General features: G+C 59.7%; 7 protein-coding genes. 2 read left to right on the top strand and 5 right to left on the bottom strand.

Features of this window, described 5'->3' with window-relative positions:
- Positions 1-325: 325 nt before the first annotated feature.
- Together BV034_RS07220 and BV034_RS07215 are read right to left on the bottom strand one after the other, a co-directional pair.
- Positions 326-1,549, bottom strand: a complete 1,224-nt coding sequence (locus BV034_RS07220; protein ID WP_050025578.1) for an efflux RND transporter periplasmic adaptor subunit — start codon at positions 1,547-1,549, stop codon at positions 326-328.
- Between the two features lie 52 nt (positions 1,550-1,601).
- Positions 1,602-4,865 carry an efflux RND transporter permease subunit gene (locus tag BV034_RS07215; RefSeq protein ID WP_050025576.1) on the bottom strand — a complete coding sequence of 1,088 codons (3,264 nt, stop codon included), beginning with the start codon at positions 4,863-4,865 and terminating at the stop codon, positions 1,602-1,604.
- A 107-nt stretch (positions 4,866-4,972) separates the two neighbouring features.
- On the opposite strand from BV034_RS07215, the gene BV034_RS07210 reads away from it, so the two are divergent.
- A complete protein-coding gene (locus tag BV034_RS07210) occupies positions 4,973-5,860 on the top strand; it encodes a LysR substrate-binding domain-containing protein (protein ID WP_063768705.1) in 888 nt (295 codons plus the stop codon).
- A 640-nt stretch (positions 5,861-6,500) separates the two neighbouring features.
- Here the strand turns inward: BV034_RS07210 and BV034_RS07205 are convergent.
- Both BV034_RS07205 and BV034_RS07200 read right to left on the bottom strand, forming a co-directional pair.
- Positions 6,501-7,373, bottom strand: a complete 873-nt coding sequence (locus BV034_RS07205; protein WP_050025572.1) for an SGNH/GDSL hydrolase family protein — start codon at positions 7,371-7,373, stop codon at positions 6,501-6,503.
- A 132-nt stretch (positions 7,374-7,505) separates the two neighbouring features.
- Complete coding sequence (locus BV034_RS07200; RefSeq protein WP_050025571.1) at positions 7,506-11,396, bottom strand: hypothetical protein; 3,891 nt, start codon at positions 11,394-11,396, stop codon at positions 7,506-7,508.
- 541 nt (positions 11,397-11,937) lie between these two features.
- Between BV034_RS07200 and BV034_RS07195 the strand changes: the two genes are divergently transcribed.
- Positions 11,938-12,168: a hypothetical protein gene (locus BV034_RS07195; RefSeq protein ID WP_050025569.1), complete on the top strand. Its 231-nt coding sequence runs from the start codon at positions 11,938-11,940 to the stop codon at positions 12,166-12,168.
- A gap of 37 nt (positions 12,169-12,205) precedes the next feature.
- Here BV034_RS07195 and BV034_RS07190 read toward each other — a convergent pair whose 3' ends face one another.
- A complete protein-coding gene (locus BV034_RS07190) occupies positions 12,206-13,792 on the bottom strand; it encodes an ATP-binding protein (protein ID WP_050025566.1) in 1,587 nt (528 codons plus the stop codon).
- Between the last annotated feature and the right edge of the window lie 454 nt (positions 13,793-14,246).

The following is a 14,246-nucleotide window of genomic DNA, read 5'->3' as shown; positions in this document are numbered from 1 at the left end:
TACAATGAGTCCGTGGCCATTTACCCCCTTCTGGTGTGCGTCCAAGAACCGATGCCGGGAAAAACACGCAGGATGCATGCGCTCCCGAGTGTCCCGTTGAAGGTCGATCCTTATGATCCTGGGGAGCGCAGTCGGCTCGACTGCTGTCCCCGGCGGCCCGCCGGGAACTCGGGATCGGAGTGACAGAGCGACGATCTCGCGATGAACCGAGCTACGGGCGAGCCGCCCTTGCAGCAGGCGGGCCGCCTGCGCTCCCCAGGACCTCTGCCCCGAGCAGCTCAGGAGTCACCCGCCCACAACCCTCATCACCTACGCTATGCTTTCTTCAACGCGCTGCCGTAGTTACTTCCGGTTTGACGAGCGTTGCTGGCCGCACCGTGGCGCCCTGCAAAAGGGAGTCTGGCGGGTTCAAGATCACACGGTCAGCCACGGTCACACCATCCAGGATCTCCACATTGGGACCGAAGTCACGCCCCAGCTTGAGCGTGCGGAGTTGCACCTTGTTGTTGGCGTCAATCACCCCCGCCTGAATGCCCTCTGCACGGAAGAGCAAGGTGTTGGCAGGCAGCGTCAGCGCCACATTCTCCTGGGCATGCGCCAGGCGTACGCGGGCATAGCTCCCAGCGAGAATCTCGCCCTTGGAGTTGTCGATTTCCAGCTCGGTCAGCAGTGTGCGGGAGGCCGCATCGATCGCACCAGCAGTGCGCACGACTTTGGCCTCGAACGTACGTCCCTGAGCTTCCGGGAGAGCGATCTCTGCAATCTGCCCCAGCGTCACCGCACGAGACTGGCTCTGGGGAACACGGATGTAGGCGCGCAAGCGGTCCGTGCGAGCGAGACGGAAAAGTTCATGACTGCTGCCCGCACTCACAAGCTGCCCCACATCCACCTGGCGGGCCGTGATGGTGCCGGCGAAGGGCGCGGTGATCTTGGAAAAGTCCACCAGCTGCTCCAGCCGCTGCACGCGAGCGCGTTCCGCATTTACAGCGGCCGTCTTCAGCGTGAGGTCAGCGCGTTTTTCATCCACCTCCTGTGTGCTCACCAGGCGGGTTTCCGCCAGGGTCGCCCACCGCTTGGCGGTGGTCTCTGCCAGGGCACGAGCGGCCTCGGCCTGCTGCAAGGTAGCATGGGCTTCGGCCACTTCACGATCCAGCTCCGGCGTCTCCAGTTCAGCCAGCAGGTCGCCAGCCTTCACCACCGCGCCGAGGTCCACCGACCAGGCTCGAACGTAGCCGCTTGCACGGGCGTACACTGGCGTTTCGATAATCGGCTTGAGCTCGGCAGACAGAGTCAGTCCTTCCGGCACCTTGCCTGGGCCGGGGCTGACGGTATCAAACGTGGGTGTGGAGAGCTCCTGAGTCTCTGCGGCCACGAGCGCTTTCTGTTGCAAGCGGGGGACCATGCCAAAGTACACCCCGGCTCCCACCAGGACGAGAGTCCCCATGAAATAGAGGCTCAGCCGGGGCCGACGGCCCGCAGGCACGATGAGAGTTTCAGGCGGACTGGCCGTCGCGGGAGCGCCGGGGGTGGCGGGAATGTCAGCGTTCATGTTCTGAAAAGGGCGATGGGGTTTGATGAAAATACCTTACGAATGAAATGGACTAGGAAGCTGCGGACTTCATGGCTGCGGCGGGCAGGACCTCGTCATCCGCATCCATCAGGAGCGGATCCAAGACGGTCACCTTGCGACGATGCAGCAGGGAGAACACTGCCGGCACAAAGAAGAGGGTGGCGAGAGTGGCCAGCGTCAGGCCACCGATCACCGCCCGGGCCAGCGGGGCGTTCTGTTCGCCCCCCTCACCGACGCCCAGGCTCATGGGCACCATGCCAATGACCATGGCGAGGGCTGTCATGAGCACGGCGCGGATGCGTGTGCTGCCGGCATTGAAGGCCGCTTGCAGCGGTGTCGCCCCCTGTAGCACATTGTCACGGGCAAAGCTCACGATGAGCACCGAGTTTGCGGTGGCCACACCGAGGCTCATGATCGCGCCCATGAGAGCGGGCACGTTCAATGTGGTCTGGGTGAGGAACAAGCCCCACACCACCCCGGCGATGGCTCCCACCAGCGCGGTGATGATGATGAAAGGATCCACCCAGCTCTGGAAGTTCACCACCAGCAGCATGTAGATGAGGGCGATGGCCATGATCATGCCCATGCCCAGACCGTGGAAGCTGCTCTGCATGGTCTCTGCCTGCCCCCGCATCATGATGTAGGTGCCCTTGGGCAGCTCGTGCTGCATCTCATCCACCAGCTTTTGAACATCCCTCACCACACCGCCAAGGTCCCGGCCGCTCACGCCGCCAAAGATGTCGATCACCGGCTGTACGTTGAAGTGCGAGATCACACCCGGCCCCTGACCACGCTTGAGGGTGGCGAGGTTGGAGAGCAACTGCCCATCCCCCTCCCCAGCCTGGCTACGGCTTACTGGAATGGCCTCCAGATTGGCCAGGGAGTCCATCTCACGCTCCGGCGTTCGCGCGTTGATGAGGTACTGAATGCCATTGGTGGGATTCAGCCAGTAGAGAGGCTGCACCTGACCGCTGCCGCTCAGGCTGAGCAGCACGGAGTTGGCCACGTCACGCTCCGTGAGGCCGATCTCGGCCGCCTTCTCGCGATCCACCTCCACAGTGAACTGCGGCTGATCCGCGGGCTGCTGCACACGCACGTCCACCGCACCGGGGATGGTCCGGATCTTGTCCGCCAGCCGGGCGGCCAGTTCGCGGTTGGCGGTCTGGTTGCGCCCGTAGATCTGGACGTCAAAGGGGGCGGGCAAGCCGAAGTTGAGCGTCTGGCTCACAATATCTGCCGGCAGGAAGTAGAAGGTGGTTCCTGGAAACTCCTTGTTCAGGCGCAGGCGCAGACGGCGCACGTGCTCCTCCGTGGGCTGGTGCCCATGTTTCAGAGACACCAGAACATCCGCATCCCCTGTGCCGTAGAGGCCGTTGTTGGAATACGAAAGGCTGATGCCGGAGTTGGGAATCCCGATGTTGTCCAGGATACCGGCAATCTCATGGGAGGGGATCTCCTTGCGGATGGTCTGCTCCACGGCATCCACCAGCCGGGCGGTTTCCTCGATCCGCGTCCCGCTGCGGGCACGGAGGTGAAGCTTGATCTGCCCTGCATCCACCTGCGGGAAGAAGTCCTGCCCGAGCTGCGGCACCAGGGCCAGGGACCCTGCTGCCATGGCCAGGAAGAGGATGACGAAGGCCACCCGCTGCTGCAACACCGCGCCCAGCAGCCGCTGATAGCCTGCGTGGAAAGTGGCAAAGGCGTGCTCGAAGCCACGCTGGAAAGCCACGAAGGGACGAACCAGAAGGAACGGCTTCTTCCCGGGGGCATCATGGCCATGTCCGCCGTGGGCCGCATCTTCCGGTGCGTGATGAGGCACGTTCTTGTAGAACCAGGCGATCAGCGTGGGCACCAGCGTACGGGAGATGAAGTAGCTCGCCATCATGGCGAACACCACCGCCTCCGCCAGCGGCACGAAGAGGTACCGGGCCACCCCTGTCAGGAAGAACATGGGCACGAACACGATACAGATACAAATGGTGGACACGAAGGCCGGGAGGGCAATTTCCTTGGACCCGTCCAGAATGGCCTGCACGAAGGACTTCCCCATGCTCATGTGCCTGTGCACGTTTTCAATCTCCACGGTGGCGTCATCCACCAGGATGCCCACGGCCAGGGCCAGACCGCCCAGAGTCATGAGGTTGATCGTCTCTCCCAGCGCACTGAGAATGGCGATGGAAGCCAGCACCGACAGAGGGATGGATACCGCAATGATGACGGTGCTACGCCACGAGCCAAGGAAGAGGAGGATCATCAAGGCCGTCAGCGCCGCGGCGATGATACCCTCATGCACCACGCCGTTCACCGCCGCCCGCACGAAGAGGGACTGGTCCGCGAATTCTTCCACCTTCAGGTCGGCAGGCAGACCCGAAAGCAGTCGCGGCAGCTCCCCTTTCACGCTGTCCACCACTTGGAGGGTGGAGGCCATGCCGCTCTTCATGATGGTGAGCAACACCCCGCGCACGCCGTCTTTGCGCACCACGTTCTGCTGCGGTTGGTAACCATCGCGCACCTGGGCCACGTCCCGGACATAGATGGTGGCCCCGTTCACGGTCTTCACCGGCAGGTTGTTCAGTTCATCCAGCACCCGTGGGCTGCTGTTCACACCCACGTTGTATTCCGTCTCTTTGATCTTGGCCGTACCGGCTGGCAGAATAAGGTTCTGCGCATCCATGGCATTCACCACGTCGCGAGCGGTCAGGTTCTTGGACTTGAGCGCTGTGAGGTCAAGGTCCACAGACACCACTCGCGTCTTGCCGCCATAGGGCCATGGGATCTGTGCCCCCTGCACACTGGCCAGGCCCACGCGCACCTGGTTCTGCACGGTGTCATAGATCTCCTGCTCGGACATCTTGTTGCTGGTAAACGCATACTGCAGGATCGGCACTGTGGAGGCGTTGTACCGGATCACCAGTGGAGGCGTCTGGCCCGGTGGCATCTGTCTTAGGATGGTCTGTGCCACTGCCGTGAGCTGAGCCACCCCAGCATCCACAGAGGCACCTGGACGAAGGAACACCTTGATAATCCCTACACCGTTATAGGAGTTTGACTCAATGTGTTCGATGTCATTCACCGTCGCGCTCAGCGATCGCTCGTGAATATAAAGGATGCGTTGCTCAACCTCCTGAGGGCTCAATCCGGCATACTGCCAGATGATGGAGATCACCGGAATGTTGATCGACGGGAAGATGTCCGTCGGCGTCCGCAGAAGCATGACCGGTGTGGACAAAAGCAACACCAATGCCAGCACGATAAAGGTGTAGGGGCGACGAAGCGCGAGACGGACAATCCACATGGCGGGTTTTTCCTTTCAAAAATTATTGGGCGGCAGATAACCGAAATCTGCACATTTTCCCAATACAAGGTTGGTCCCGCACTGATAGGTGCGACGTATCAATGCGCATGGAACTGCGACATCTTCGTTACTTTACTGCGGTGGCAGACACTTTGAACTTCCACCGGGCAGCGGAGATTCTTCATGTCGCGCAGCCCGCTTTGAGCTCGCAGATCAAATCTCTTGAGGAAGAGCTTAACGTGCAGCTCTTCATTCGCAACACGCGATCTGTGAATCTCACACACGCGGGCAGAGTCTTCCTTGAGGAAGCTCGCACGGTGTTGTCCGCCGCCAACCAGGCGGAGAAACGGGCACGCCATGCGGACCAGGGGCTGGTGGGCACCTTGAGAGTGGGCATCATTGCGCCCACGGCCAATGCGTGGCTGGCCAAGATACTTCGTTGCTTCCATCAGAAGTTCCCAGGCGTACAGCTGTCCCTCTTCGACCTCACGAGCACCGAACAAATCCATCGTCTTCGTGCCGGGGAACTCGATGCAGGCCTGCTGCGTCCACCGGTGGGTTTTGCGGAACTGGACTCCATGCACGTGGAGGAATCCAGCCAGATCCTGGCCATGCCTGCGGGCCATCGATTGTCCCGCAAAGAGAAGCTGACCTGGGCCGACTTTGACGGCGAGGGTCTCGTGATGATGGACCCGCGGGTGCAGCACGGATACTATGACTCTTTCCTCGCCGAGTGCGCCAAAGTGGGAGCCACGCCACGAGCAGTCCAATACGCTCATGATATCCAAACCAAGATGTGGCTTATCTCTGCGGGATTCGGCATCGCACCTACGACGGCGACCCTGGCCCAGGTCAAACGACCTGGCCTGATCTTCCGCCCGCTCCCCAAAGGGCTGCCCAAGGTGCAAACCGTGCTGGTCTGGCGGAAGCAGGATGAGTCGCCGATTCTGGCGAACTTCCGGGGTTGTTTCAAAGAGCTGGCGGCGGAGTCGTGAAAGGGGTGGTGGAGTGACGGAGGAATGGAAATCGACTCTGCAAGCACCAGCGCGCCAATATCTCCCAGCGCATCCAGCACCTGATCCCGCGAAGCGGGATTTTGGAGTGCGTGCGGGAACCGCCGCTTTCGGGAGTCCTGTGAGTCCCCTTTGCCCTTCGCTTTCCAGCAAGGCCACAGACCATAGATTTGGTGTGCCAGCCTCCGACATCACGTGCGGCCCAATGAAGGAGGCACCTCACGATGTCCTCCACCTCCAGGCAATCACAGGATCGGCTGAGAGAGTTCCGCGTCCCCCTGCCAAACGGGTTCAAAATCCAGCCCCTTGAAGCCTGCCTCATCATAGATATACTTGAATTCATCGCCGGGCACATCAGTGCCTTCCAGACAAAACAGGTCCGTTAGAGGCTGGCCCGTGATCCTGAACAATCGAGTCGAGTGCGTGAGGTCGCAAAACTCGCCGTCGTGTCTCGCAGGAGGTAAGATTTGCAAGACATTCACGATCCTCAATGCGCACCCTTCAGCGACGATCGGAGGAATCTCGGTATCGCCATATTCGAGAAGATAGGCTGAGTCTCAGGAAAACGAGAGCCTGCTGATGTCGAAGGAGACACGCCACCAGCAGGCGAACCAACATCACATTACTTCACCGCACCGGCCACTGTGGCCTGCAGCATCTCAGCGATCACCGCGTCCACAGACTTCTTCTGTTTCGCGGCGTAGGCTTCCAGGGCCTCCATCTGTTTCAGGCTGAGCTTGGCCTTCGCGGTCACGGTCACCGCATCGGGAATGGTCTGCCAGCTTGCTTCTGCCTTGGCGAGATCGGCGCTGCTGAGACCAAAACTCTTCAAAACCCCTTTGGCCATCATGAGATTGCCCAGGTAGTTCATGTGCACGCCGTCGGTGGTGACATTGACCTTGCCGCCGCCAGGAGCATCCTTGGACTGCGCTTCGATCATGTCGGCGTTGAGGTCTGCAACCGGCAGCTTGCGCTCCTTGGCCAGGTTGCGGAGGAACTCGTTGTAGGCCTTGGCCTTGGTGTTGTTGGCGTCATCCAGCTTGGGGCCGATGAGGGTGGAGGTGAGGATGACCACCTGGATGCCGGCTTTCTGAGCGCGATCCACAATCTCCGTGATATTCTTCTTGTAGGCATCCAGCTCCACACCGCGAGGACCGTGCCACACGTCGTTGACGCCGCAGCTCAGCGTCATGACGTCCGGCTTCTTGCTGATCACATCCTTGTCCAGACGGGCCAGCATGTCGTTTGACTTGTGCCCGCTGATGCCGGCCGGGAGGGCCACGATGTTGATGCCAGCGGCTTTGAGTCCGCTCTCGACCAGACGCACATAGCCACCGGGATGGCTGGCTCCGCCTTGGGTGATGGAATCGCCAAGGAAAGCGACCTTCGTGCCGGTTTTGACGAGGGGGGCATCGGCGGCCGACAATGTGGTGGCACAGAATGACAGGGCGGCGAACGCCAGTGCGAGGTGGGAGAAGGAGTGTTTGAACTTCATGGTAGCAAATGAACAAGGTTCGAGTGAGGAGCACGCCGGCGAACAGACCGGCTTGGTATTAACGCGCCGCTTCGATCAAAATTAGTGACACGGCGCGTTCACAGCAATGGGGAGTTAAATTGCGCAGAACCGTTATTCACCACCCGTGGCTGGGGGCATTCCCGAGAACCTCAATTCCCACAGATCCTTTGCGGCCCCCTTCACTACCAAACCAACCCGATAGGGGACATAACCCACATTGTAGCTGCGGAAGAAGATCTGGTTCCACCCCTTCTTCAGACGGACCGAACGACTCGCCGTCATGAGTTGCTTCGCCCCCGCTTCCTGATATTCCTTGGCCGGAACCTCCAGAGCTTCGCCATTCAGCGACCAGCGGAGATAGGTCATGCGGTGCCCTTGAAACTCCAGGATCAGAGGTTTTTCTTCCGGCACATGCACCCAGGTCACTCCATAGTTCACCTGCGCCCCCTCCCCACAAATGATTCGGGTATCGAGGTCCGCTGCTTTCGCAGGCTTCCAGGTCAACCGTTTCTGATCGGGCCAGTAGCCTTTGATTTGCGGCCCTTCATAGGCGGTCTTCAAATCCACCTTGGCGTCATCAGGTGGAAAGGTTGCCGATTCATAGAATTTTTGCACTTCCTGTTTGTTCTGGGGATCGCGGGTGAACTTCTCTGCCCCAGGACCGCCGAACGGACCCAGCAGCTGCCAATGCTGTACCACGACGCCGCGTTCCAGTCCTTCAAACGTCAGGGGTGCCCAAGATCCAGGGTAAAGCCGCGCCTCACTGGGCTCGTCATACGTCTCCACGCTGGCAGAGCCATCGGTGTTGGCCCACCAGACTTTTTGATGCCCGCCCAGGTTGGCATCAAAGTTGACCTGCGTCCGCAGTGTTCCATCGAACCCGGATTTCAAAGCCGGAAACGCGCTGCGGGGGATGGAGGCGACGATGACAAAGCCTTTGCCATCGGCATCGACTGCGTGGCCGAGTCTCAGACCGTCCACCGCCCCGACGTGCTCAAAGGCAGCCTCGCCCACCGGAGTCCGGTACACCTGGCGTTTGCCATGGTTTCCCTCCCACTTGGGATACAAGCCGACTGCCGCAGGGATGAGCTTCTCGCCGTTTTTGAAGAGGCCAAAGACCAACCGCACATCCCCTGAACGCCCCGCTGCAGGCCCCTTGGCTGGGGCATTGACATCCCCCTGGAAATAGAGGCTCACCGTTTCCGCCGACTGGTCATGCGTGAACAACCGCTCCAATGGCGGGGTGGACCTTGGCGCGAACGTGGCGCCCAAGCGTACATGCCACCGGAGATAGAGGTGATCCGGATCATAGAGTCCGCGAACCTCCACGGTGCGATCTTTACCCGGCCCGATGACGACCGGAGCCACATTCTCCCATCCTGTCAAAGAGCCATCCAGCACCGCGCCGCCCAGCGCAGGGGCAAAACGGGCCACGCGAGCCTTTCCCGCGCCGCCGCGCAGACTGAGTGCGATTTCCGGAGGGGAGGCCGTTTCACTAGAACGGATGACGACAGCCTTGGGCAGCGTGGCGAGACGGTGGACGGGATTGTCCTGCAAAGACCAGCCCTGCATCTCATAGAGCAGGGGCGTGTACTTCCCTGAACCGTAGTAGATCTTGCCGCTTGCCCCATCGGCAAAGACGGTCCCAGCAAAGAACTCGCCCGGCTGCTGATACACGCCTGTGCCCTTCCTCTCGCCCGGTGGGAACAACGTGTCCACATACAGCCCGTCATCGGTATAGAGGAAGAGTCCGCTCCGGCTCTGGTCCACCACCGTGAGCAGCCCGTTCAGCGGTTTAAAGATGCGCATGCCACCGGTTAGTTCGCCACGCCGGGCTTCTCCGCCCAACACGCTCCGCCCCACCCGCCACCTCAGCTGAAAGCCTCCCTTCCCGTCCGGCACATAGCGGGAAATCTTGTGTTGCGGCCCGCGATTTGCGTCAAAGTTTCGCCCACCTCTGGCCTGGATGTAGAACCCCTCTTTCATCGAACCATCCACCTGCATCCAGTCACTGGAGAAGTTGTCCGCCAGTTCGTTGCCTCCATGCAGGGCGTCTGCCGTGCCAGCGGCACGAGAGGCAAACACGGAGTCCGTAAGCACTCTCTCCCAGGACTGGAACACCGGATTGCCATGCTCATCAAAGGATACCGGGGCGAGACGCCACACATCCTGCCCGCCCATGGCCGGGGCCACATAGCTGAGGTCTGACAGCCAGCGCTGGCCGTGATAGGTAAGGACGCCCTTGGGCACGTCGGTGGGGCGCAACTCCTCCGCGTCAGCCGTCCCGTTGTGGTTGGCGTCATTCCAGAAGAGGTACTTTTTCTCCTGCTGGACCAGCCCTGCGGAGCGCATCCATCGGTTGCCCTCAAGCCGGTAGATGGAGAGATTTTGCTCGCTGGCAAGATAGAGGCGGTCCTGCACTCGCACCGCCACCGGCTTGTCCAGGCCCTTGCGTTGCCCGGCTTCCACATCCGGCCAGACTGCATCCACCTGCCACTCCCGGCTGCTTGGGTGAATCTTGAACCTGGTCAACCAGCCTCCGTGACCCGGGAGATAGACCAGGGAGGAGTCGGCGGGATCGATGGCATAACCATTGTTGCACTTGGTCTGGTGGGAGGGAAAATCCCGGATGAGCCGGCCGTTGTCTGCGCTCCATTCGCTCACACGGTTGGGCCCCTCCTGGTCCACGACCAACAAACGGTCCTGACCTGCGGCATCTCGCCACGTTGCGAGCTTGCCGGGGGCCATGAAGGTCTCCCGGTCATACTTCCCTGGCTCCTGCCGGGCGGCACGGCCAAAGGTCCGCAGCACCCGTCCTTTGGCATCGCACTGGTACACCTTGTTGGCAGGAGCATCACTGAGATAGTACCGGCCGGACGCATCGCACTCCAGGTCTCCGGGCGTCATGCCAGCAGGCACTTCAAACGCCAGCTCCCAGCCTTCCGTCGGCAGACCGTCTTTCAAGGTCATCGTGCTTACCACGAACCCTCCTGCCCGCTTGTGAAGCGCATGCAGCCGGCCACCTTGAATCACGAGCCCCAACGGTCGCTCCAGCTTCAAGGTCTGAAGCACCTTGCCATCGTCACCATCGTGCACGGTGATCTGGTCCACGGCTTCGGTCTTGCTTTCCACGTACCGATGCGAATAAGAAGATTGCCCCGCAGTGGATTCGGTCACAATCCTGCCCCGCTGGGCCACATAGACCACGGGACGAGCTGCGGGCGTCTCCCGGGCGACCGCCATGGCCGTCACCCAGCCTTCCGGAAGATAGCCATTGCGACGATTCGCTCCGGGGCTCTGACCAAACGACTTCTGGTCTGCACGATACACAAACTTGGGCCCGCCATCGGTGCTGAAGGCCCAGACCGTCTCCCCATCGGTGGCGACCGCAGGCCCGCCACCCGCGCCACCTGAAGAGAAGGCTTTCAGGAACTGCTCGTAGCCCACAGGCTTGTTCAGGTCGAACATCGGACAGTTCGTGCCATTCTCCAGGTACTGGTAGTAGAAGACCGCCACACCATTCGGCCCCACGGCCACATCTTGAAGGGGCGCATTGACAGGATCCCCGCCAAAGGGCACGGGAAGCTCCCAGCGATCTGGTGACGGCAGCCAAGGCGACGCTCCACCCGCAAAGCGGGGGACAATGGCGTGCATCTCCCCATCCACCGGCCAGGACTGGGCCTCCGTGTAGATGCCCTTCAGTCCATAGCTCCCTGGAGGCACGGGCATGAAGTTCTCGTCCAACCCGTCCCATCTTACCGTGAACCGGCCTTTATTCTCCTCTGTGACGGTGAACGGTTCTCCCGCGACAAAGGTGCTGACGATCCAGTCCGGCCGGGATTCCTCAACGGTGGCCAGCGTCACCAAATAGCTGCGCCCTGGAGTATTGGGCAGCTCGAAGGTGACGGGCACTCCTTCACTTGGAGCAGGTGCCGCAGATGCGAACAGGCTGAACAAGCCAGCCGCGACAATGAGGATGGAGATCGTAAGATTGAATCGCATGGGAGGAAAGATGGTTCAAGGGAGGAGCCAGAACAGATCCATTCCTGGGTATCGAGAATGGAAGCGGCATCAGGCATGGGCCCTCCGTTCTTCAAATAACTCCGTAGCCCCCTCGTTCCTGCGATTTTTTTTGGCCGACCTGCGCCGCGCCACGACGCAGAGGCCCTTCTACCTGCGGCGGCTATCGTCTCTTCCACATCCGCCAGACGGAGGGCACTGATCTCCCCCTCAACGAAAGGCTCTTTGTTCTCCACCCCAGCCGGACCCCTGCGGCCAAGCAGGTTCACTCCTTCACCAAATCAGGCGGGGCCTGGGAAGCCAACGCCGTGAAGCCCACCCGCGGAATCGTCAACGGCGTGGCGTCCCCAGAAAGCGTCCTGCCTGACTTCATCCTGGACCCACCCCAGCCGGACTACAGCGCCAACAAACCTTTCTCTTATCCTTATTCCCTCAATCCCACATTCACCCGGGACTGGGGCAATGGAACCGGCATCGCCCCGGACGACGCCTACTGCAACAAGCCGGACGACGTGGCCAAGGCATGGGACGGCACCATCGCCCTACTTCCAGACCAAGAACCGATGCCGGCCCCACGTACAAGGACTATGCCAGTGCCACCAGCAACGGCGACACCACCATTTCCGGGAACCGCGGCTGGCGTCATTTCATCGATGCCAAAAAGACGCTGCTCCAATGGGAGGACAAATTCAATGGGGCACTGTCTTCATTCATTGAGCAGGTTTCTACCGGCTGCAGGAGCCAGCACAATTAAAAAAAAGATTGAAGACGCCACGCGTGAATCCCGCAGTTCAAAACTGTTCTCCCGCTGTGAAAGCTTGCACCGTTGCCACGATTTCAGCAATTTCAGCAGGCTTGGCAATGTGTGATTGAAATCCTGCGCGCAAAGCTGTCACCCTGTCATCCATACGGTTGTAGGCAGTCAATGCAATCGCAGGTATTTTGCCGCCCTTCTCAGCGGGCAAAAGACGCACCTTGCGGATGAAATCATAGCCACTCTCACCTGGCATGCCTATATCGCTGATGATCACTTCAGGAATCGAATTCGACAGCATTTCCAGTGCCTGTGAAGAGGACGCCGCGGTAGCGACAGTCGCCCCCAAATCGGTAAGAGCTTTGGCGATAAGGCGACGAGAGTCTCCATCATCATCCACCAACAGCACCGAGATGCCGTCAAGGCGGCCTGGAGAGACTGGTGGTTTGGGTTCGGCTTGAACTGGTGAACGAGGCGGGGTGGAACGTGCGCTGAGAATGGTCACTGGGAGGCATACCTCAAACGTGGCCCCTTTCCCGATGCCAGCACTTTTCGCCCGAACAGTCCCACCGTGAAGCTCGACCAGATGTTTAACGATGGCCAGCCCCAGCCCCAATCCGCCTTGCGTTCGAGTACACGAAGCATCTGCCTGACGGAATCTGTCAAAAACATACGGTAGGAATTCATCCGCAATACCCATCCCGGTGTCACTCACGCTGACCTCGACGTGGGAACTAACGGGCTGGACCAAGATCTGTACCCGCCCCCCTTTAGGGGTAAACTTGACGGCGTTGCTGAGCAAATTCCAGAACACCTGCTGAAGCCTGTCGGGGTCACCGGAAATGAGCTTTGAATCCGAATCAAACACGGCTTGAATACGCACTCCTTTCGCGTCCGCAGCAGGTCGGGCGGTAGCAATGGCCGCTTCTATCAGAGGGGCCAGCACCACCTGCTGAACTTCAAGTCTGGCTTTGCCAGATAGAATCCGGTTCATATCCAGCAAGTCGTCGACGATCTTTTGCTGTGCCCGCGCATTGCGTTCGATGACTGCGAGACCTTCGCTCAACTCGGGGTCATCATGGTCCTTTGAACGCAAAAGCTGGACCCAGCCAAAGATGGATTGCAGGGGCGTTCTCAGCTCGTGCGACAGTGTGGCGAGGAACTCATCCTTCATTCGACTTTGTCGATCCATCTCTGCAGCAGCCTCAGCCAGAGCCCGAGTTGCCTGCTTTTGAGCTCCAACGTCACGAGCAATCTTTGAGGCCCCAACGATCGCCCCCTCCCGATTCCGGATGGGGGAAATGGTCAAGGAAACATCCACTAACTTTCCGTCTTTGCAGATTCTTTGGGTGGTGAAATGATCCACTCTTTCACCTCTGCGCAGTCTTTCGAGGATGGCGGGCTCTTCCAGGCTCCTCTCAGGCGGGATCAACTTAAGAATCGGTTGCCCGATCATTTCGCTTTCACTGTACCCAAAAAGCCTCTCCGCCCCCCGGTTCCAACTTGTCACAATGCCATTGAGGTCCTTTGAAACAATGGCATCGTCTGATGAGTCTACAATAGCGGACAAAAGCAGATCGGGAGCAAGGTGCGGATGAAGAACTACCGAATCTGATGTGTTCATAGGGAGACGAGACCAACCCTAGGATTCGTTCGGGTACTCCCATCCGGCCGTCGCTACTTTCGATATGCAAGTATTTGTCTTCCCTTCTGGAAGCAACCGTATGGGGGAGCTTTGCCCAGGACCGCCGCCTTTTCCCCTGCTGTCGTCGTGAATCCCACGGTCAGCTACGATCGTGGACTGTGGGGGTTTACATCCAGCAAAAAAACTGCGGTTCAATATGCTCGATCCACAATACAGGTTCAGCTTTCAACAAAACTGTTCCTCAGACGTCGCTCTTTGGACACCTTTCGCTACTCCAAGACCGCATGGCACCTCCCTCGTTCGGAATACCTACGGACCACACATCAATGGGCAGATTGTGCTATTTGAATGATTGGCATCGCCACCAACCTGTCGAAGCAGATCTAGTAAAGACCTTGCTCACGGGTTCATACAGACAATCTTTACCTTTCTA

Source organism: Verrucomicrobium sp. BvORR034 (genome assembly GCF_000739635.1).
Taxonomy (GTDB): Bacteria; Verrucomicrobiota; Verrucomicrobiia; order Verrucomicrobiales; family Verrucomicrobiaceae; genus Verrucomicrobium.
The sequence above is the reverse complement of the archived record's forward strand: the minus strand, read 5'-3'. Positions and strand labels throughout refer to the sequence as shown.

Coding starts and splice junctions, on each gene's coding strand:
- BV034_RS07210 (WP_063768705.1), top strand. CDS start 4,973: ATGGAACTGCGACATCTTCGTTACTTTACTGCGGTGGCAGACACTTTG.
- BV034_RS07215 (WP_050025576.1), bottom strand. CDS start 4,865: ATGTGGATTGTCCGTCTCGCGCTTCGTCGCCCCTACACCTTTATCGTG.
- BV034_RS07200 (WP_050025571.1), bottom strand. CDS start 11,396: ATGCGATTCAATCTTACGATCTCCATCCTCATTGTCGCGGCTGGCTTG.
- BV034_RS07195 (WP_050025569.1), top strand. CDS start 11,938: ATGGGACGGCACCATCGCCCTACTTCCAGACCAAGAACCGATGCCGGC.
- BV034_RS07205 (WP_050025572.1), bottom strand. CDS start 7,373: ATGAAGTTCAAACACTCCTTCTCCCACCTCGCACTGGCGTTCGCCGCC.
- BV034_RS07190 (WP_050025566.1), bottom strand. CDS start 13,792: ATGAACACATCAGATTCGGTAGTTCTTCATCCGCACCTTGCTCCCGAT.
- BV034_RS07220 (WP_050025578.1), bottom strand. CDS start 1,549: ATGAACGCTGACATTCCCGCCACCCCCGGCGCTCCCGCGACGGCCAGT.